The organism is Sandarakinorhabdus sp. DWP1-3-1 (genome assembly GCF_049896705.1).
Lineage (GTDB): Bacteria > Pseudomonadota > Alphaproteobacteria > Sphingomonadales > Sphingomonadaceae > Sandarakinorhabdus.
Map to the genome: position 1 here is coordinate 1119039 of NZ_JAFCUV010000001.1, position 18743 is coordinate 1137781.

The following is an 18743-nucleotide window of genomic DNA, read 5'->3' on the forward strand; positions in this document are numbered from 1 at the left end:
TGTCGCTTCTGCCGGGCTGGACTTGTCGGGGTCGCGGGGCCACGTTGCGCGGCGATGACGCCCACCGCCCTCCTCGATCGCCCCGCCACCCGCGGCGCGCCGCTGGTCGATCCATTCGGCCGCGCGATTTCCTATCTGCGCGTCTCGGTCACCGATCGCTGCGATTTCCGCTGCGTCTATTGCATGCCCGAGGCGATGACGTTTTTGCCCAAGGCCGAAGTGCTCAGCCTGGAAGAAATCGACCGCCTCGCCTCCGCCTTCATCCGCCGCGGCACCCGCAAGCTGCGCCTGACCGGCGGGGAGCCGCTGGTCCGCCGCGGCATCATCGATCTCGTCCGCGCGCTCGGCCGCCATCTGAGGACCGGCGACCTCGACGAGCTGACGCTGACCAGTAACGGCAGCCAGATGGTGCGCCACGCCGAAGACCTGTTCGCCGCCGGCGTGCGCCGGGTGAATATCAGCCTCGACACGCTCGACCCGGGCAAATTCGCCGACATCACCCGCTGGGGCCGGCTGCCGCAGGTGCTGGGTGGCATCGCCGCCGCCAGCGCCGCCGGGCTGCACGTCAAGATAAACATGGTGGCGCTCGCCGGCGTCAACGACGGCGAGGTGGAGGCCATGCTGGCGTTCTGCGCGACGCATGGCCACGATCTGGTGCTGATCGAAACCATGCCGCTCGGCGAAATCGGCGTCGATCGCGTCGATCATTACCTGCCGCTCAGCCGTGTCCGCGCCGACCTGGAGACGCGCTGGACACTCGACGACCTGCCCGACAACACCGGCGGCCCGGCGCGTTACGTCCGTATCCGCGAAACCGGACAGCGGCTCGGCTTCATCACGCCGCTGACCCACAATTTCTGCGAAAGCTGCAACCGCGTCCGGCTGACAGCCACCGGCCAGCTCTACATGTGCCTCGGCCAGGACGATGTCGCAGACCTGCGCAGCGTCGTCCGCACCAGCGATGACGACAATGCGCTCGATGCGGCGCTCACCGAAGCCATCACCCGCAAGCCCAGGGGCCATGATTTCGTCATCGATCGCCGCGCCGCCGCCCCCGCCGTCCGGCGTCACATGAGCGTTACCGGTGGCTGATCCCCGGCTGGCGCTGCTGGTGTCCGATACCGAGGTCGCGGAGGCGGCCGGCGCCGCGCTGCGCGCCCGCTATGATTTCGTCGCCGTCCGCGATGCCGATGTCGTCGTGGCCATCGGCGGCGACGGCTTCCTGCTCCACACCCTCCACGAGGCGCTGTCCGCCCAGGCACCGAAACCGATGTTCGGCATGAATCGCGGCACCGTCGGCTTCATGATGAACGAGTTCGAGGAGGACGACCTGCCGGCGCGCATCGCTGCCGCCCGCGCCTTCACCCTGCACCCGCTGCTGATGACGGCGATCACCGTCGGCGGGGAAACGATCACGTCACCAGCGATCAACGAGGTCTCGCTGCTGCGCGAGACCCGCCAGACGGCCAAGATCGAGATCGCCATCGACGGCCAGGTTCGCATGGCGGAACTGATCTGCGACGGCGTGCTGGTCGCGACACCGGCCGGCTCCACCGCCTATAACCTGAGCGCCAATGGCCCGATCCTGCCGCTGCAGTCCGACCTGCTGGCGTTAACCCCGATAAGCCCGTTCCGCCCGCGGCGCTGGCGCGGCGCGCTGCTGCCCCAGGCCAGCGTCATCGAATTCCGCGTGCTGGAGGCAAAGAAGCGCCCGGTCTCCGCCGTCGCCGACCAGCGCGAGGTCCGCGATGTCGACATCGTCCGCGTCGTCACCGACAAATCGGTGACGCTGGAGCTGCTCTTCGACCCCGGCTATGCCCTCGACGACCGTATCGTCCTCGAACAGTTCGCCAGCTGAAAAGCCGATCCCGCAGCCGGAGCGCAATTGGCCTTGCGAAACCCGCTTGCCCCCCGCCGATCCCCCCGCTATAGCCGCCGCCTTGCCCTGTTCCGCGGTAGCTCAGTGGTAGAGCAGACGACTGTTAATCGTCTGGCCGTAGGTTCGAATCCTACCCGCGGAGCCATTTCTGCCCATAGGGCAGACAGGCGCAACGCCGGCTTATGCCGGCCATTCCTTTCACCCCGCTAAACCGCCCATTCATCGCTGCGACAGTCGGCGGAGCGTACAGCATCGGACATTCGAAAGGATTGCCATGCCGTTTTCCCCGACTTCCCTGCTGCGCGTGATGCCGCTTGTGGCGCTGATGTTCACCGGCGGTTGCGCCTATGACAGCTATGCGCTGGGCTACAATACGGGGTACGCACCCGAATATCCGCCCGGCTATGACGACGGCATGGGCAGCGGCCAGATGATCCAGCCGGGCGACCTGTTCGGCGGCCAGAATGTCCAGTCGATCGACGCGTTCTTCGAACCGCTGGCGCAATATGGCCAGTGGGTCGACAGCCGTTTCGGCCGTGCCTTCCTGCCCAATGCGTCCCCGGGCTGGCGCCCCTATGTCAACGGCCGCTGGGGCGAGGACCGGCTGTGGATCAGCGACGATCCCTGGGGCTGGGCGACCGATCACTATGGTCGCTGGGGCTATGACGAACGGATCAACGCCTGGGTCTGGGTGCCTGGCACCGAATGGGCCCCGTCATGGGTGGCATGGCGCGAGGCTGACCAAGCCGATGGCCAGGTCGTCGGCTGGGCGCCGATCCCGCCGGGCGTCAACTATTCGTTCGGCGTCGGGTTCGGCAGCGGCTTCGGCTTCGACAATTTCAATAGCTGGTACGGGCCGAGCTGGGTCTGGGTACCGAGCGCCTATCTGTACCAGCCGCGTTTCGGTGGCCGGGTGCTGCCGTGGAACCGCGGCTTCGATTACTGGCGCGGCAGCCGCTGGAACTGGAACAGCGGCTGGAACGGCCGGCCGGGCTATGGCAACTGGCAGGGTCGCGCGGGTGGCTGGAACGGCGGCCGCCCTGGCGGCAACTGGAATGGCGGTCGGCCCGGCGGCAACTGGAACGGCAATCGCCCGCGCCAGCCGGCGGTCGGCGGTGCCATCGGCGGCAGCATCGCCGGCGTGCCGCAGCGCCCGGGCTATAGCGGCAACTGGCAGGGTCGCCCCAACGGCGGCAACTGGCAGGGCCGGCCGAACGGCGGCAATTGGCAGGGCCGGCCCAACGGCGGCAATCAGGCGGGCCGTCCCGGCTATAATCAGGGTCGCCCGCCCGGCGTCGGCGAGGCGATCGGCGGCGGCATTTCCGGCGCTCCGGTGCGGCCACCGGCCAATTGGCAGGGTCGGCCCGGCAACGGCCAGCCTGGCACGGGCGCCAACTTTGGCCGGCCGCGCCCGGATGGCGTGCCCGGCGGCGTGCCCGGCGGTGGTCGCCCGGCCTATCAGGGCGGCAATGTCGGTGGCGCCATTGCCGGCGGCATGGTCCAGCGGCCTGTACCGCAGGTGCAGCGTTCGGCACCACCGCAGGTCCAGCGCTCCGCACCGCCGCAGGTCCAACGCTCGGCGCCGCCCCCGCGCGGCGACAACGGCGGCGGCTTCCGTGGCCGGTCGGGCGAATCGCGCGCCGAACGGCCGCAGTAAAGCGATACGGGGTCGCGGCGTTGCGCCTTTGCGGCAACAATCGGCCCCGTATCCACCTTTCCCAAACAATGAACTTGCGCTTTTCGCTGCGCTGCACACTATCGCCCGGCACAGACGGGAGCGGGAATGGCGGCGGCAACAGCCTTTGACGAAATGTACGGGCTGGGGGACGCCTATGGTCCCACCGCCGGCCAATCGGTCAGCGCCGCCTATCGCTCCATCCAGCTCTGGCTCGACCAGTCGCCGCCCGAGGTCATGGCGGCGCGGCGGCGCCAGGCGGAGCTGTTCTTTCGTCGCATCGGCATCACCTTTGCCGTCTATGGCGATCCCGACGCCGCCGAGCGCCTGATTCCATTCGACATCGTGCCGCGCATCCTGGCGCGCAGCGAATGGGAGCGGCTGGAACTCGGGCTGAAACAGCGCGTCGGCGCGCTCAACGCCTTTCTCGCCGATGTCTATGGCGCCCGCGACATCCTGCGCGCCGGCATCATGCCCGAGGAACTGGTGCTGCAGAACCCCGGCTATTGCCTGCACATGGCCGGGAAAAAGCCGCCGGGCGGCATCTGGACCCATATCGCCGGCATCGATCTCGTCCGTACCGGCCCCGATGAATTCTATGTGCTGGAGGACAATGCCCGCACCCCGTCGGGTGTCAGCTACATGCTCGAAAACCGCGAGGTGATGTTGAAACTGGTGCCCGAGCTGTTCGACAGGGTGAAAGTCGCGCCCGTTGAAACCTACCCCGAGGAACTGCTCGAAACACTGGCGTCGGTCAGTCCGCGCAAGAGCCACAACGGCGGCGCGCCGGTGTGCGTGCTGCTCACCCCCGGCCGCCACAACAGCGCCTTCTACGAACACAGCTTCCTCGCCGACAAGCTGGGCATCGAACTGGTCGAGGGCAGCGACCTGTTCGTCCGCGACGATGTCGTCTTCATGCGCACGACCGAGGGACCGGAACGCGTCGATGTCATCTACCGTCGATTGGACGATGCCTTCATCGACCCGTTGGTCTTCAACCCGTCATCGATGCTCGGCGTGCCCGGGCTGATGGCGGCCTATGGCGCCGGCAATGTCACGCTGGCCAATGCGGTCGGCACCGGCGTCGCCGACGACAAGGCGATCTACAGCTACATGCCCGACATCGTCCGCTTCTACACCGGCGAGGAGCCGATCTTGAAGAACGTGCCGACCTGGCGCTGCCGCGAGCCGGAGGCGCTGGGTTATGTCCTCGATCACCTGGCCGAGCTGGTGGTCAAGGAAGTCGATGGTTCCGGCGGCTATGGCATGCTGATCGGCCCGCACGCGCCCCAGGCGACGCTCGCCGCCTTTGCCGCCAAGCTGAAGGCCCACCCCGAAAAATTCATCGCCCAGCCGACACTGGCGCTGTCCACCTGCCCGACCGCGACCGACGCCGGCGTTGCGGCTCGCCATGTCGACCTGCGGCCGTTCGTGCTGACCGGCGCCAACGGCGTGAAGATCGTGCCGGGCGGGCTGACCCGGGTGGCGATGACGCCGGGGTCGCTGGTGGTGAACTCGAGCCAGGGTGGCGGGACCAAGGATACATGGGTGGTGGATGACTGAAGTGCAGGCCAGCAGCGCCGCGGCGAAGCCGCGCCGACGTCGGACGGGTTCGACGCGCGAAGGCCGCGTCGCCCCGCCGGCCGCGCTGGCGCCTCTCGGCGCCTTTGCTTCGATCGCTGCGCAATCGGCGCAAAGCCGCGCGGGGCGCTGACGCGATGCTCTCTAGAACCGCCGGAAACCTCTACTGGATGGGCCGCTACCTCGAGCGCGCCGATTTCACCGCGCGCCTGATCGAGGCCACCCAGCGCCTCGCCGCCCTGCCCTCCTCCTACGGCGGCGCCGGCAACGCTTGGGAATCGGCGCTCGCCGCGACCTGGATGACCAAGGCGCACAAGGACCGCGGCCTCGCCCTCGACGAGCACCAGGTCAGCGACTTCCTTACCCTCGACCCGGCCAACCCGTCCTCGATCCGGTCGTGCCTCGAAGCCGCCCGCGCCAACGCCCGCTCGGTCCGCACCGCGCTGACGGAGGAAGCCTGGGAGGCGATCAACACCGCCTGGCTCGAAATCTCGCGCTATGGCACCCATCTCGAAAGTCGCGAGGCGCTGGGCCCGTTGCTCGAGCTCATCAAGCACGCCGTCGCCGCCTATGACGGCGCCGCCCAGCGCACCATGTTGCGCGGCGACGCCTATTGGTTCGTCAACCTGGGCTCCGCCATCGAACGCGCCGACAACTCGGCGCGGCTGCTCGACGTCAAATATCACCTGCTGCTGCCGCGCGGCGAATCGGTCGGCGGCAGCCTCGATTATTTCCAGTGGACGACGATCCTGCGCACCGTGTCGGCGATGACCGCCTATCGCTGGGTCTATCGCGACAGCGTCAAGCCGTGGCTGGTCGCGGATCTCCTCATCCTCAACCGCCAGATCCCGCGCAGCCTCGCGTCCTGCTATGAAGAGATATTGCGCCATCTCGATCTGCTCGCCAGCGTCACCGGCAAGCGTGGCCCGGCGCATCGCCTCGCGTCGGCCGGAAACAACCGCCTGGCGCAATCGAACATCGACAAGGTCTTCGCCGATGGCCTCCACGAGTTCCTGACGCGTTTCATCGTCGAGAACAACAAGCTGGGCGAAGCCATCGCCGAACAATACCTCTTCTGAATCGATAGCCACATGCGCATCCGTGTCGACTATACAACAACTTACGATTACTCACTGCTCGCCAGCGACGTGATCCAGCTGTTGCGCGTCGAACCGTCGGGGCATGACACCCAGCATGTCGTCAGTTGGCGGCTCGATACCGATACCGATGGCCATCTGCGTCGCGGCGCCGACGTATTCGGCAACATCACCCACATGTTCTACGCCGATGCGCCAATCCGCCGGCTGGCGCTGCACGTCAGCGGCGACGTCGACACCACCGAGACCCATGGCGTCCTCGGCGGCACCGCCGAGCCGCTGCCGCCGTCGGTGTTCCTGCGCACCACCCCGCTCAGCACCGCCGACGAGGCGATCCGTGCCTATGCCCGTAGTTGCCTGGCGCCCAACCCGCTCGATACCTGCCACGCCTTGCTCGGCGGGCTGTATGACCGCATGACCTTCGACGCGGACGTCACCCACAGCCATACCGATGCCATCCACGCCTTCAGCATCATGGCCGGCGTCTGCCAGGACTACAGCCACGTCTTCCTCGCCGCCGCCCGCCATCTCGGCATCCCGGCGCGCTATGTCTCCGGGCACCTCGTTCGCGCCGACGGCCTGGTGACCCAACCCGCCGGCCATGCCTGGGTGGAGGCGCATCTGCCCGATCTCGGCTGGGTCGGCTTCGACCCCACCAACGGCATGTCGACGACCGAGGCCTATCTGCGCGTCGCCATCGGCCTCGATTATCTCGATGCCGCCCCGGTGCGCGGCGCCCGGCGAGGCGGCGGTGCCGAGACGATGATCGTCAGCGTCACCGCCAGCGATGCCGGCCCGGCGCAGCGGCAGTCCCAGAGTCAATCGGGCCAGTCGCAATCACAGGCTCAGGTGCAGTGAATGAGCGCTCCCCCGAACAATTCAGCCTGCTGGGTGGGGAGGCGCTGGCCATGACCTATTGCATGGGGATCCTGGTCCGCGAAGGCGTCGTCATGATGGGCGACACCCGAACCAACGCCGGCGTCGACAACATTTCGACCTATCGCAAGCTGCGCGTGATGGAAACACAGGGCGACCGCGTCATCGCCGTCGCCTCGGCCGGCAGCCTGTCGGTGACGCAATCGGCGCTGAGCCGTGTCGCGCTCGGCGTCACCATGCCCGACAGCGGCGAGATGGAAACGCTGACCAGCGCACCAACGGTGTTCCGCGCCGCCCAGATCGTCGGACATGCGCTGAGCGAGGCCAAGGCAACCATCGACGCCGTCGTCAAGAACGAGACCAACGCCCGCCACGAACGTGTGCTGACCGATGCGACCCTGCTGTTGTCGGGCAGCATCGGCGGCCGCCGCCCGCGGCTGTTCCTCATCTACGGCGCCGGTAATTTCATAGAATGCCAACCCGACACGCCCTTCCTCCAGATCGGCGAGCACAAATACGGCAAGCCCGTGCTTGACCGCATGATCAGCTATGACACGCCGCTCGCCGAAGCCATCAAGGTCGGGCTGATCTCCTTTTCGGCCACGATGCGCTCCAACCTCGCCGTCGGCCTGCCCATCGACCTCATCACCATCCGCAGCGGCGTATCGAAGATCGAACTCAGCCACCGCATCGGCCCCGACGACGAATATTACGGCGAACTCAACGACCGCTGGTCGAACGCGCTCAGGGCGGCAGCGGCCGCGATACCGCTCCCGGCCTATGCGAGCGAGCCGGACTTGGATGCCATCTTCGATTAGTGGTTCAACCTGTCAAAATGCCCGCACGCACAGCCGGCGCTTCTACCCGATAATGTGACGTCCCGGCGGGCCAAGTGGCGTGCAGGGGCGCACGGACCAGCAGGCAACCACCATGGCTGGCGCGGAACGAGCTGTAGCCAAGCCTCGAGCCGGACAAAGCGGGAGGTGTCCGCGAAACCTGTTCGTCAGCCGAAAAGCCTGGCTGGGGCGGCAGGATTCGAACCTGCGAATGCCGGTACCAAAAACCGGTGCCTTACCACTTGGCGACGCCCCAATGCGAAGCCATGCGACCTAGGTCAGCGCGGCGGCGGCGGCAATATAAAAAGCGTCCTCGTGGCGGCGCCGCGTCATTCCGCCGGGCGGGCGGCAGCTTCGGCCTGGGCGCTGCTGAACCGGGTCAGCCACATGACGCCGCAATAGGCGATGAACGACACGACCAGCCACAACAGGGCCGTGCCCGGCAACAGCACGGCGCCGGCGTTGGGTACGGCCACTAACGCCATATAGACCCATAGCCCGCGCGGCCAGCCGATGGCAGCGTAGAGATGATGGTGAAGATGATTGCGATCGCCCTCGAACGGCGACCGGCGCTGGGCGACGCGCACCACCATCAACCGCACCGTGTCGAACACCGGAATGGCGAACAGCACGGCGACATCGTCGGCGCGCATCACCTCGAAATCATGGTTGTAGACATAGACCGCCGCCAGCCCGAAGAACGCCGATATGGCATAGCTGCCGGCGTCGCCCAAAAACAGCTTGCCGGCCATGTTGAAGGCCCAGATCACCGCCAGCGCAACCGCCGCCGCCGCCAGCACCGGCAGCATCGCCGACGGCGCGTGCAGCGCCAGGATGACCGCCCAGATCAGGCCCATGCCGGCGACGATGCCGTTCTTGCCGTCCGCCATGTTGACCGCATTCAACAGCCCGACGAGGCACAGCAGCGTGAAGGCATCGCCGACGCGGCCGAGCAGCCATGTCTGGTCCATGCCCGAAAAGCGCAGGAACGCCAGGCTGAAATCCGGGGCCTCGCTGATCACCAGCAGCAGCACGGTCAGTGCGGCGCCAAGCCGCAGGATGGGGGACAGGTGGAAGCGATCATCGGCGATGCCGATGCCGAACATGACCGCCACGGTACCCGCCAGCCAGCCCAGGTGCAGCGCCGGTGCCGCCTCGGGAACGATGATCGCCGACAGCCAGGCGGCCCCGACAATGGCAGCGGCGACCGCCAGCCCGCCGACCAGCGGAGTCACCGTGGCATGGCGCTTGCGGCCGCCATCGGTATCGGGAAAATCAAGCAATAACAGAGCTTCGCCCAATGGACGCGCAAAAATACCGACCAATGACGCGACCAGCAGGGATATAATCGCCGTGACCGCGGAAAGTGCCGGCATGGACAAGGGGCAAGCTATCCTTTGTACGCAGCTGAGGCTGTTCTATGCCTTCGACCCGATATCCCACTAGCCGCGAACGCGATTCCAAAGCAAGGGGGAGCGGGACATCGAGCGCGGAGAGGGGGGCTGCGGCAATGACGATATTGGTGACCGGGGCGGCAGGCTTCATCGGGGCCCATGTCGCCCGCGCCCTGCTGGCACGCGGCGAACGGGTGATCGGCATCGACAACCTCAACGCCTATTATCCTGTCGCGCTGAAGCATGCCCGCCTCGAACAACTGATCGGATCGCAGCCGGGCTTTCGCTTCGTCGAAGCGGACTTCGCCGACGAGGCCGCGCTCGGCGCCGCCATTGCCGGCGAAGCCCTCACCGGCATCGTCCATCTCGGCGCCCAGGCCGGGGTGCGTTTCTCCATCGATGCGCCACGCGCCTATGCCCATAGCAACCTGGTCGGCCAGCTCGAGATCCTGGAGCTCGCGCGCAGCCGGAATATCGCGCATCTCGTCTATGCCTCATCCTCGTCGGTCTATGGCGACGCCGCGCAGCTACCGCTGTCGGTCGCCGGCCGCGCCGATCGGCCGGTGTCCTTCTATGCCGCCACCAAGCGCGCCAACGAGTTGATGAGCGAAAGCTATGCCCATCTGTATCGCGTGCCGATGACCGGCCTGCGCTTCTTCACCGTCTATGGCCCCTGGGGCCGGCCCGACATGGCGCTGTGGCGGTTCACCGAGCGCGTGCTGCGCGGCGAGCCCCTGCCGCTCTACAACGGCGGCGCGATGCAGCGCGATTTCACCTATATCGACGACATCGTTGCCGGCGTCATCGCCGCGCTCGACCGGCCGCCGGCGGACGACGACAATGAAAAGCCCGGCGGCTATTTCAGCCCCCACGCCGTCTACAACCTCGGCAACGATCAGCCCGAGCAATTGGGCGCGCTCGTCGATCTCATCGGCCAGGCCTGCGGCACCAGGCCGATCCTCGACCTGCAGCCGATGCAGCCCGGCGACGTCGTCGCAACCTGGGCGGACATCGACCCGGCGCGGCGCGACCTCGGCTATGCGCCGGCGACGCCGCTGGCGGTTGGCGTGCCGGCGTTCGTCGAATGGTACCGGGATTATGCCGGCGTCTGAAGCGCCAGGATGCGGCGCGCCTCGGCGACGTGCAGGACCTCGACCATCTTGCCGTTGAACGTCGTCACCCCTGCCCCACTCGCCAGCCCGGCCTCATAGGCGGCGATCAGCCCCTCGGCCTCGGCGATATCCTCGGCGCTGGGCGAAAACACCCGGTTGCATGGATCGACCTGTGACGGATGGATGAGCGACTTGCCGTCGAAGCCGAGCATCAGCCCGTGGCGCGCCTCGGCCTCGAAGCCGGCGGTGTCCTGAATGTCGGTGAACACGCCGTCGAAGGCCTGGATGCCCGCCGCCCGCGCCGCGAGGACGATCGCCGACAGGCTGTAGAGCAGCGGCGTCCGCGCCGCGTCCGGCCGGGCGTGCAGATCCTTGGCAAGGTCGGCCATGCCGGCGAGCAGTGCGATGACACCGGGGACCGCGGCGATGCCGGCCGCCGCGAGCACGCCGCGTGGCGTCTCGATCATCGCCCAGACAGGCAGGTCGCCCGCCGCCGCCACGGCCTCCGCAGCCATCGCCGCGCTATCGACCTTGGGCACGACGACGCCGGCAAAGCCCCCTGCCCGCGCCGCCGCGAAATCCGTCGCCGACCAGGGCATGCCGAGACCGTTCACCCGCAGCAGCAATTCGCGGTCGCCCCAGCCGCCGGCGTTGGCCGCGGCCAGCGCCTTGTCACGCGCCGCGTCCTTGGCATCGGGCTGCACCGCGTCTTCGAGGTCGAGGATGATGCAGTCGGCCGGCAGCGTGCGCGCCTTGGCGACGGCGCTGTCACGATTCGCCGGCAGGTAAAGCGCGGAACGGCGCGGGCGCAGGGACATGGTGAACCTCGCAGGGGTGACCGCGCCTTAAAGCGCCAGCCGCAGTCTGCGGTCAATCATCGTCCCAGCCGCCGAGCTTGCCCCGCAGCTTGCCGAGCGCGGCCCTCTTGATCTGGCAGACCCGCGCCGCGCCGACGCCGAGCACCTGGCCGATCTCCTCCAGGTTGAGTTCCTCGACGAAGTACAGCTGCAGCACCATCGCCTCGCGTTCCGGCAGCGTCGCGACCGCGCCCGAGATCGCCGCGTGCATCGATTTCGACGCCAGCTGGTCATGGGCATCGGGGGTATCGTCGGCGAACCAGTCGCTGTGATCCGAATAGACATCGTCGATCGATTCGGTGTGCACCGCCTGCGTCGCTGCCATTGCCGATCGATAGGCCTCCAGCGTCAGCTCCAGCTTCTCGGCCATCTCGGCATCGGTGGCGGCGCGGCCCAGCAGGCCTTCGAGGCTGGCCCGCACCGCCCCCCATTCGCGCCGCCGCCGCATTGCCGATCGGACCAGCGTCGCCCCTTTGCGCAACTGGTCGATCATCGCGCCGCGGACACGGACGGTGGCATAGGTGGCGAACGCCGCCTGGCCGCGATCCTCGAAGGCCCGCGCCGCCTCGATCAGGCTGATCATGCCGATCTGGACCAGATCCTCGACGTCGATCGCCGACGACACCCGGGCATGGACATGCCAAGCGATCTTCCTGACCAACCCCAGGTGCGACGACACCAGCCGTTCGGGTTCGGTACGGACGGGCCGCACCGGGGTATAAAGCGCCGGATCATGGCCAAGGCGGGCATCCATCGGGTCAGGCTCCTTGCATATCGGGCACGGCCGCGCCGCCGACGACGGCGACAACATCGACGGTGCGATCGTCGGGGATTTCGGTGAACGACAGCACGACCGGCTGCGGCAGGCGGACGCGCAGCAGCGCCCATAGCGGCCGGCGGACGATCGGCGTGGTGACGATGGCAAAGCGGCGGTTGTCGGCCATCAGGGCCTCCGCCGCCGCGCCGATGGCCTCTCCCACGCGCTGCCCCAGCTCGGGGTCGAACGGCCAGGGCGAGCCCGGCGCCGCGCGGACGGCCCCGGAGAGCAGGTTTTCAAGCGCCGGGTCGATGGCGATGGCGGCGACGGCCTCGCGCAGGCCCGCCAGCGTCTGGACGATCGCCGCGCCCAGCGCCGGCCGCACCAGCTCGGTGAGCTCAGCCGGGTCGGGGCTGCGCGCCGCATGGGCGATGAGCGCGGCAATGATGGTGCGGGTGTCGCGCACCGGCACGGCCTCCTCGACCAGCCGCTGGATGACCGCGGTCACGGTCGCCAGCGGCATCAGCTTGGGCACCAGCCCCGCCGCCAGCGCCGGCGCACTGTCGGCCAGCGTGTCGAGCATCGCCTGCACTTCGTCCTGGCCGATCAGGCGATGGGCATGGCTCGACAGCAGGTGATTGAGGTGAGTGCCGATGACCGATGCCGCATCGACGACGGTATAGCCGGCAGCGGTGGCGAGGTCGCTTTCGGCCGGGTCGATCCAGCGCGCCGGCAGGCCGAACGCCGGGTCGCGCACCGGCCGTCCGGGGATCTCGGCCTCGACCGGCCCGGCCTCGATCGCCAGCGCGTCGTCGGGAAAGGCCAGGTCCTCCCCCAGCGTCACGCCGGCGATGGCGATGCGGTAGGCGAAGGGTGCCAGCGCCAGGTCGTCGCGAACCCGCACCGGCGGCAGCACAAAGCCGAGCTGCTTCGACAACTGCCGCCGCACCCCGGTGATCCGCGCCATCAGCAGCGCGCCGCGCGCCTCGTCGACGAGCGGCACCAGTCCGAAACCGATGTCGAGGCTGGCCGGGGCGACGTCGGACACTTCCGACCATTCGATGGTGGCCGACGGCGCGGGCGCCTCGGCAACAGCGGCTGCGGCCGCGGGCTTGCGCAGTTTCCACGCGATCCAGCCGGCGCCGGCCGCCGCGGCCAGGATGACGAGGTGTGGCATCCCCGGCAGCGCCGCGAGCAGCGCCAGGATGACGGCCACCGGCGCCCAGCTGGCGCTTTGCGCGAACTGGCTCGTCACCTGGCCGGCGAGATCGAGCTCAGACCCCACGCGCGTCACCACCATGGCGGCGGCGATCGACAGCAGCAGCGCCGGCACCTGCGCGACCAGGCCGTCGCCGATGGCGAGGAGGAGATACACTCGTGCCGCCTCGCCGATGCCGAGCCCGTGCTGGACCGTGCCGAGGATCAGCCCGCCGATGATGTTGATGGCGAGAATGAGCACGCCCGCGACGGCGTCGCCCTTCACGAACTTCGATGCGCCATCCATGCTCCCGTGGAAATCCGCCTCGGTCGTCACCTCCAGCCGGCGCTTGCGGGCTTCGTCGGCGGTCAGCAGCCCGGCGTTGAGATCGGCGTCGATCGCCATCTGCTTGCCGGGCAGCGCATCGAGGGTGAATCGCGCCGCGACCTCCGACACCCGCCCGGCGCCCTTGGTGATGACGACAAGGTTGATGATCATCAGGACGGCAAAGACGAAGATGCCGACGACGTAATCGCCGCCGACGAGGAAGGCGCCGAACGCCTCGATGACATGGCCGGCCGCCGCGGTGCCTTCATGGCCGTGGACGAGGACGACGCGGGTGGAGGCGACATTGAGCGAGAGGCGCAGCAAGGTGGCAAACAGCAGCACCGTCGGAAAGGCGGAGAAATCGAGCGGCTTTTGCGTGTTGATGGCGACCATCAGCACGACCAGCGAAATGGCGATGTTGAGGATGAAGAAGCCGTCGAGCAGCACCGCCGGCACCGGCACCACCATCAGCAGCACCAGCATCAGTATGGCGGCCGGCAGCAGCGCGGCGCGCGGGTCGGCGCGACGGAGAAGCGCAACGCCAGCCATCAGGCGCCGAGCTCCGCCAGCAGCAGATAGGCGAGCCGGGCGCGATCGGCGGCAACCGGCAAGGCGTTGCCGCTTGCCGGCACAGCACCGCCGTCCCTCTCCCGCTGACGCGAAGGCGGCGCCTCCGGCTGCGGGAGGGGGCGACTCGACACGCTAGCGGCAAGCGGGGAGAGGGGGCCGCCGGCGCCCAGCTTCGCTGCAAACCGCGCGTAGACATCGCCCACCGACCGCGCCGCCCCATCGCGACCATAAAACACCGAACGGTTCGCCGCCGCCGCCGCCGGGAACAGCGACGCCGCCGTAGTCTCCGGCGCATTCTGCAGTGTCTTCAGGAACCTGGTGGCGCCGCCGGCACCCAGGAAATGCGCCATATAGAGGTCGGTCGCCCCTACGGCCCGCTGCAGTTTGGCCGCGAGCGCAGCGCCATTGTCGGCGGCGAATTCCCCCGCCATCAGCGCCGCCGCATCGGCATTGTCGCGCAGCGCCAGGATCGTCGCGCGCGCCGCACTGCCGGCACCGGCCACCCCGCTGCCGATGGCGTCCGCCGCCCATCCCAGGCCATGCTCGGCACCATGCTTGCGCACCGTCTCGAGCCAGGTCGCGGCAGTGAACTGGAACAGGCCGCTGGCACTCGACGTCTGCGCCCTGGCCGCCGGGTTCAGCCCCGATTCAACCCGCGCCTGCGCCATCAGATAGGAAAAATCGACCCCGGTCCGCGCGGCGGCGCTGCGCACGGCACCGGTCACCCGCTCCGTCATTGCCTCCACCGCAAAAACCTGGGTCATCGCGTGCCTACCTTGCTGCATTGCAGCGGGCTCGAAGCCCGCCATCAGCAGAGGCTGTGCAAGGGCTGTGCCAATTGTGGCGGGAGGTGCCGCCATTGTGGCGGCGTCAGCAGCCGTTTCGGCATAAGCTACCTGGCTGAAATCGGCTCGACGCACGCCAACCCGCGCCCGCTACCCCCAGCGGCCATCCCGGCCATAGACCAGCGGCGCCGGCCGGCCCGCGGCCGTTGACACCGCCGCCAGCCGGCGTTCGACGCCGAGCATCTTGGCGCGCGCCCTGAGCGCCGCCTCGGCATTGAGGTCGCGGGCATCGGCGAGCAGCGCCTTGTCGGGCGGTGTGCCAGCGGCGATGTCGGCCTCGACCGCCTGCAGCGCCGCCAGCTTGCCGGCGGTCGCCGCCTCGATGGCGGCGGCATCCTCCGCTTCCAGCGCCGCGATCTCGGCGCGAATGGCGTCGATCAGGCGAATGAAGCTGTTGGTGTCATGGCCATCGGCGGGACCCATCGTCAGGCCTTTTTCGGCACCGTCTCGAGCGCGATCATCGCCGACGCAATCGCATCGGGATCGGCGCGATAATCGCCGCCGATGATGGCGGCGCGCAGCCGTTCGACCTTGGCCGTATCGACCGGCGGCCTGGCGGCCAGATCGGCGGCGATGCCCGACAGCGCTGCTGCGGATTCGCGGATCGCCGGCTTGTCGAAACTGCCCCGCACGACGTCCACCGGGGTCGGTTCCTGTCGGGGCGACACCGCCCGGGGCGGCTGGCCCCTGCCAATGCCATCGATCACTGCGTCCTCCTCCTGGCTCATGCCCCCAGCTACGGCCGGGGGGCTGCCATGCTTGCGGTTAACGGCCGCTCACCATGGCATTTAAACCATTTATGTGCACGCGGCCGTCGGCGTCGATGGTCCCGGTCAACCGCCGGTTGCTGCCCGGCGCGCGCAGGGTCACGCGGCCATCGCGGCTGTCGGCCTCGGCGACCGTTTCCAGCCCGACGACGAAGCCCGTGCCGCCCGCCTCAACCACCACCCGGTCGCCGCGGCGGATCACCGACGTGGCGATTACCGCCGCGGCCCGGCCGGCCGCCACCGGCACGAACACCTGCCAGGCCGGCGCCGCACAGCGCACCGCGACGCTGCGGTCATTGGCCCAGTCGAGGATGGGCTCAGCGCAATCGGGCAGCAGCAGCCGGGCGTCGACGATCGCCGGCCGGCCGGCAAAGGCCTCCACCCGCGCCTGTAGCACGGCGGGCGCCATCAATTGAGGGGCGGCAAGCAGCATCGCGATCAGCATCGGGGGGCCTTTCGTGGGAACATCTGCGCCGCGCCCAGCAAAAACCGCGCCAGTCTGTGCCGCGCAGCACGGCCCGACCGCCATGCCGCCACCAGCGGCCAGCCTTTACCGTTCCACCGGCAATGTCTTGCCGCTGCCGCCGCCGCCGGCTGCCCCCGCCCCCTGCAAGCGGCAATTGGCACGGCGCTTGCTTTACCCCTGGCATGAACGGACCCGATTTCCTCGATCGCCAGCTCGGCCAACCGGCAGCGGCGCTGCGCCTCAGGGCCCAGCGGCTCGACCTGATCGCGTCGAACATCGCCAACGCCGCCACCCCCGGCTACAAGGCGCGCGACCTCGATTTCAAGGCGGCGCTGGCCGCGGCCGAGGGCAGCGGCAATACCAGCGGGGCCATCCGCTACCGCGTCCCGGTCCAGGCCTCGCTCGACGGCAACACCGTCGAGCTCGCCACCGAACAGACCGCCTTTGCCGAAAACGCCATCGACTATCGCGCCTCGCTGAGCTTCCTCGGCGGCCGCATCCAGACGATCATGGCTGCGCTGAAGGGCGGCGAATGAGCCGCCTCGACAGCTTCGACATCGCCGGCCGCGCCATGGCGGCGCAGTTGGTGCGGCTAAACAACATCGCGTCCAACCTCGCCAACGCCGGCGCCATCGCCGGCACCGAGGCCGGCGCCTATCGCGCCCTGAAACCGGTGTTCGCCACCGCCTATGATGGCCAGTTCGCCACGGTTGATGTCGCGTCCATCGAGCGCACCGGCACCCCCGAACGCCGCCACGACCCCGGCCATCCGCTCGCCGACAAGGACGGCAACGTCTGGGCCGCCGCCGTCGATCCCAACCAGGAGCTTGTCGAAATGGTCGAAACCGCCCGCCAATATGCCAATAATGTCGAGGTTCTCGGCACCGCCAAGGCGCTGGCGCTCGACACGCTGCGGCTGGGTCGCTGATCATGGCCATCCCGGGCATCCCCAGCACCATCCCGACGACGTCGGGATCGCCTGCAAAAGCGCACAAGACGACGCTCGACCAGTCCGATTTCCTCGCCCTGATGAGCGCGCAGCTGAAGAATCAGGACCCGACGAAGCCCGTCGATAACAGCGAATATGTCGCCCAGATGGCGCAATTCTCCACCGTCAGCGGCATCGCTGCGACCAATACCGCCCTCGGCGCCATCGCCGACAAGCTCGATCGCCTGATCGCCGCCACCACCGTGAAGGAGTGAACCCATGGCTTTCTACACCTCGATCAGCGGGCTTTCGGGCGCCCAGACCGAACTTTCGGCGCTTGCCAACAACATCGCCAACGTCGGCACCAACGGATTCAAGCGCAGCCGCGTCAGTTTCGGCGACATCATCTCCAATTCGCCGCTGCAGGCCCCCTCCCGCACCATCGGCTCGGGCACCAGCGTCCGCGCCGTGGCCCAGCAATTCAGCCAGGGACCCATCGAATCCTCCGACAGCTCGCTCGATCTCGCCATCTCCGGCCAGGGTTTCTTCACCGTGAAGAGCGGGATCGGCGGCAACGAAGTCAGCTTCACCCGCAACGGCGGCTTCTCGGTCAACCAGGAACGCTATGTCGTCGATGCCTCCGGGCGGCGGTTGCAGCTGTTCCCGACCACCACCGACGGCAGCATCGTGTCGACCGATCTCGCCTCCACTATCTCGGCGCGCCTGCCGCTGACCTCGGGCGTTCCCCAGGCGACCAGCAATATCCGCCTCGCCGTCAACCTGCCGGCGGATGCCCAGATCATCCCGAACCGGCCGATCTACACCCCGCTCAACCCCTATGCCTTCAATCCCGAAGACCCCGCGACCTTCAATAATTCGACGTCGACCACCGTCTACGACTCCCTCGGCAACCCGCTGGCGGCCAATATTTATTATGTGAAGACGTCGGTGCCGACCGCGCTCGACCCGTTTCACCGCTGGACCGCGCATGTCGTCGTCAATGGCAGCGAGCTGACGGTGGCCGGCACCCCCGGCATCCCGATGGTCTTCGACACCGCGGGCATCCTCACCGACCCGCTGGCGCCCATCGCCTTCGATGCCTTCAACCCCGGCAGCGGCGGCCAGGCGATGGGACTCGCCGTCGACCACGGCATCGCCACCACCCAGCAATCGGGTGGCTTCACCCGCGCCACGATCGATCAGGACGGTTTTCCCACCGGGCAGCTTGAGAGCATCGCCGTCGACAGCGCCGGGACGATGCGCGCCAGCTTCACCAATGGCGAGATCCAGACCATCGGCAAGGTCGCCGTCGCGATGTTTTCCAACCCCCAAGGGCTCAAGCAGGTCGGCGACGCCAGCTATGTCGTGACCCCGGACAGCGGCGTCGCCCTCACCGGGGAGGCCGGCCGCAACGGCATCGGCAGCATCTTGTCGGGCAGCCTCGAGCGCTCCAACGTCGATCTGACCATCGAACTCGTCGGACTGATCGCCGCGCAGCGCAACTTCCAGGCCAATGCCAAGGCCATGGAGACCGACACGACGCTGCTCCAGACCATCATCAACCTGCGCCAGTAAAGC

General features: G+C 68.2%; 20 protein-coding genes and 2 tRNA genes. 13 read left to right on the forward strand and 9 right to left on the reverse strand.

Going from position 1 to position 18743, the window contains the following annotated elements; genetic code table 11:
* The first annotated feature begins 54 nt into the window (after positions 1–54).
* From moaA to ACP7AI_RS05370, 8 genes are all read left to right on the forward strand, one after another.
* Complete coding sequence (moaA, locus tag ACP7AI_RS05335) at positions 55–1092, forward strand: GTP 3',8-cyclase MoaA (RefSeq protein ID WP_426164879.1); 1038 nt, start codon at positions 55–57, stop codon at positions 1090–1092.
* Positions 1085–1858: an NAD kinase gene (locus ACP7AI_RS05340; RefSeq protein WP_426164881.1), complete on the forward strand. Its 774-nt coding sequence runs from the start codon at positions 1085–1087 to the stop codon at positions 1856–1858. Before moaA ends, ACP7AI_RS05340 begins: the two co-directional genes overlap by 8 nt.
* Positions 1859–1949: 91 nt before the next feature.
* Positions 1950–2024: transfer RNA gene (locus ACP7AI_RS05345), tRNA-Asn, on the forward strand.
* A gap of 129 nt (positions 2025–2153) precedes the next feature.
* The gene (locus ACP7AI_RS05350) at positions 2154–3536 is read left to right on the forward strand and encodes a DUF6600 domain-containing protein (RefSeq protein ID WP_426164883.1); all 1383 of its coding nucleotides are present in this window, start codon (positions 2154–2156) and stop codon (positions 3534–3536) included.
* A 126-nt stretch (positions 3537–3662) separates the two neighbouring features.
* The gene (locus ACP7AI_RS05355) at positions 3663–5117 is read left to right on the forward strand and encodes a circularly permuted type 2 ATP-grasp protein (RefSeq protein ID WP_426164885.1); all 1455 of its coding nucleotides are present in this window, start codon (positions 3663–3665) and stop codon (positions 5115–5117) included.
* A gap of 155 nt (positions 5118–5272) precedes the next feature.
* A complete protein-coding gene (locus ACP7AI_RS05360; RefSeq protein WP_426164887.1) occupies positions 5273–6214 on the forward strand; it encodes an alpha-E domain-containing protein in 942 nt (313 codons plus the stop codon).
* A gap of 12 nt (positions 6215–6226) precedes the next feature.
* Positions 6227–7090, forward strand: a complete 864-nt coding sequence (locus tag ACP7AI_RS05365) for a transglutaminase family protein (protein ID WP_426164889.1) — start codon at positions 6227–6229, stop codon at positions 7088–7090.
* A complete protein-coding gene (locus ACP7AI_RS05370; protein ID WP_426164891.1) occupies positions 7087–7926 on the forward strand; it encodes a peptidase in 840 nt (279 codons plus the stop codon). The genes ACP7AI_RS05365 and ACP7AI_RS05370 overlap by 4 nt, the downstream gene beginning before the upstream one ends.
* A 199-nt stretch (positions 7927–8125) precedes the next feature.
* Here ACP7AI_RS05370 and ACP7AI_RS05375 read toward each other — a convergent pair.
* Together ACP7AI_RS05375 and ACP7AI_RS05380 are read right to left on the reverse strand one after the other, a co-directional pair.
* Positions 8126–8200 (reverse strand) — tRNA-Gln (locus ACP7AI_RS05375).
* A gap of 73 nt (positions 8201–8273) precedes the next feature.
* A complete protein-coding gene (locus tag ACP7AI_RS05380) occupies positions 8274–9227 on the reverse strand; it encodes an MraY family glycosyltransferase (RefSeq protein ID WP_426164893.1) in 954 nt (317 codons plus the stop codon).
* 227 nt (positions 9228–9454) lie between these two features.
* Between ACP7AI_RS05380 and ACP7AI_RS05385 the strand changes: the two genes are divergently transcribed.
* Complete coding sequence (locus tag ACP7AI_RS05385; RefSeq protein WP_426164895.1) at positions 9455–10450, forward strand: NAD-dependent epimerase/dehydratase family protein; 996 nt, start codon at positions 9455–9457, stop codon at positions 10448–10450.
* On the opposite strand, the gene ACP7AI_RS05390 is transcribed toward ACP7AI_RS05385, so the two are convergent.
* The 7 genes from ACP7AI_RS05390 to ACP7AI_RS05420 all read right to left on the reverse strand — a co-directional run bounded on the left by ACP7AI_RS05390 (position 10435) and on the right by ACP7AI_RS05420 (position 16216).
* Positions 10435–11268 carry an HpcH/HpaI aldolase/citrate lyase family protein gene (locus ACP7AI_RS05390; RefSeq protein WP_426164897.1) on the reverse strand — a complete coding sequence of 278 codons (834 nt, stop codon included), beginning with the start codon at positions 11266–11268 and terminating at the stop codon, positions 10435–10437. The two genes, ACP7AI_RS05385 and ACP7AI_RS05390, sit on opposite strands and share 16 nt — an antisense overlap.
* 52 nt (positions 11269–11320) lie before the next feature.
* Positions 11321–12061, reverse strand: coding sequence for an RNA polymerase sigma factor FliA (gene fliA, locus ACP7AI_RS05395; RefSeq protein ID WP_426164899.1), 741 nt, complete (start codon positions 12059–12061; stop codon positions 11321–11323).
* A 4-nt stretch (positions 12062–12065) separates the two neighbouring features.
* Complete coding sequence (flhA, locus tag ACP7AI_RS05400) at positions 12066–14138, reverse strand: flagellar biosynthesis protein FlhA (RefSeq protein ID WP_426164901.1); 2073 nt, start codon at positions 14136–14138, stop codon at positions 12066–12068.
* Positions 14138–14923: a transglycosylase SLT domain-containing protein gene (locus ACP7AI_RS05405; protein ID WP_426164903.1), complete on the reverse strand. Its 786-nt coding sequence runs from the start codon at positions 14921–14923 to the stop codon at positions 14138–14140. The genes flhA and ACP7AI_RS05405 overlap by 1 nt, the downstream gene beginning before the upstream one ends.
* Positions 14924–15094: 171 nt before the next feature.
* Positions 15095–15427, reverse strand: coding sequence for a hypothetical protein (locus tag ACP7AI_RS05410; RefSeq protein WP_426164905.1), 333 nt, complete (start codon positions 15425–15427; stop codon positions 15095–15097).
* 2 nt (positions 15428–15429) lie between these two features.
* Positions 15430–15645: a flagellar biosynthesis anti-sigma factor FlgM gene (gene flgM / locus ACP7AI_RS05415; protein ID WP_426164907.1), complete on the reverse strand. Its 216-nt coding sequence runs from the start codon at positions 15643–15645 to the stop codon at positions 15430–15432.
* A gap of 124 nt (positions 15646–15769) precedes the next feature.
* The gene (locus tag ACP7AI_RS05420; RefSeq protein WP_426164909.1) at positions 15770–16216 is read right to left on the reverse strand and encodes a flagella basal body P-ring formation protein FlgA; all 447 of its coding nucleotides are present in this window, start codon (positions 16214–16216) and stop codon (positions 15770–15772) included.
* Positions 16217–16419: 203 nt separating this feature from the next.
* Between ACP7AI_RS05420 and ACP7AI_RS05425 the strand changes: the two genes are divergently transcribed.
* From ACP7AI_RS05425 to ACP7AI_RS05440, 4 genes are read left to right on the forward strand one after another with little or no spacing between them, the layout of a single operon-like run.
* A complete protein-coding gene (locus ACP7AI_RS05425; RefSeq protein ID WP_426164911.1) occupies positions 16420–16773 on the forward strand; it encodes a flagellar basal body rod protein FlgB in 354 nt (117 codons plus the stop codon).
* On the forward strand, positions 16770–17165 hold the full coding sequence (gene flgC / locus ACP7AI_RS05430; protein ID WP_426164913.1) for a flagellar basal body rod protein FlgC: 396 nt from the start codon (positions 16770–16772) through the stop codon (positions 17163–17165). Before ACP7AI_RS05425 ends, flgC begins: the two co-directional genes overlap by 4 nt.
* Before the next feature lie 2 nt (positions 17166–17167).
* Entirely contained in the window at positions 17168–17440 is a 273-nt protein-coding gene (locus ACP7AI_RS05435; protein WP_426164915.1) for a flagellar hook assembly protein FlgD, read from the forward strand.
* A 4-nt stretch (positions 17441–17444) separates the two neighbouring features.
* Positions 17445–18740, forward strand: coding sequence for a flagellar hook protein FlgE (locus ACP7AI_RS05440; protein WP_426164917.1), 1296 nt, complete (start codon positions 17445–17447; stop codon positions 18738–18740).
* Positions 18741–18743 lie beyond the last annotated feature (3 nt).

Bases quoted from the DNA above. Each gene is read 5' to 3' on its own strand.
- ACP7AI_RS05405 (WP_426164903.1), bottom strand. From the start codon at position 14,923: ATGACCCAGGTTTTTGCGGTGGAGGCAATGACGGAGCGGGTGACCGGT.
- ACP7AI_RS05360 (WP_426164887.1), top strand. From the start codon at position 5,273: ATGCTCTCTAGAACCGCCGGAAACCTCTACTGGATGGGCCGCTACCTC.
- moaA (WP_426164879.1), top strand. From the start codon at position 55: ATGACGCCCACCGCCCTCCTCGATCGCCCCGCCACCCGCGGCGCGCCG.
- ACP7AI_RS05425 (WP_426164911.1), top strand. From the start codon at position 16,420: ATGAACGGACCCGATTTCCTCGATCGCCAGCTCGGCCAACCGGCAGCG.
- ACP7AI_RS05435 (WP_426164915.1), top strand. From the start codon at position 17,168: ATGGCCATCCCGGGCATCCCCAGCACCATCCCGACGACGTCGGGATCG.
- ACP7AI_RS05420 (WP_426164909.1), bottom strand. From the start codon at position 16,216: ATGCTGATCGCGATGCTGCTTGCCGCCCCTCAATTGATGGCGCCCGCC.
- flhA (WP_426164901.1), bottom strand. From the start codon at position 14,138: ATGGCTGGCGTTGCGCTTCTCCGTCGCGCCGACCCGCGCGCCGCGCTG.
- flgC (WP_426164913.1), top strand. From the start codon at position 16,770: ATGAGCCGCCTCGACAGCTTCGACATCGCCGGCCGCGCCATGGCGGCG.
- ACP7AI_RS05385 (WP_426164895.1), top strand. From the start codon at position 9,455: ATGACGATATTGGTGACCGGGGCGGCAGGCTTCATCGGGGCCCATGTC.
- ACP7AI_RS05365 (WP_426164889.1), top strand. From the start codon at position 6,227: ATGCGCATCCGTGTCGACTATACAACAACTTACGATTACTCACTGCTC.
- ACP7AI_RS05410 (WP_426164905.1), bottom strand. From the start codon at position 15,427: ATGGGTCCCGCCGATGGCCATGACACCAACAGCTTCATTCGCCTGATC.
- ACP7AI_RS05355 (WP_426164885.1), top strand. From the start codon at position 3,663: ATGGCGGCGGCAACAGCCTTTGACGAAATGTACGGGCTGGGGGACGCC.
- ACP7AI_RS05390 (WP_426164897.1), bottom strand. From the start codon at position 11,268: ATGTCCCTGCGCCCGCGCCGTTCCGCGCTTTACCTGCCGGCGAATCGT.
- ACP7AI_RS05350 (WP_426164883.1), top strand. From the start codon at position 2,154: ATGCCGTTTTCCCCGACTTCCCTGCTGCGCGTGATGCCGCTTGTGGCG.
- fliA (WP_426164899.1), bottom strand. From the start codon at position 12,061: ATGGATGCCCGCCTTGGCCATGATCCGGCGCTTTATACCCCGGTGCGG.
- ACP7AI_RS05440 (WP_426164917.1), top strand. From the start codon at position 17,445: ATGGCTTTCTACACCTCGATCAGCGGGCTTTCGGGCGCCCAGACCGAA.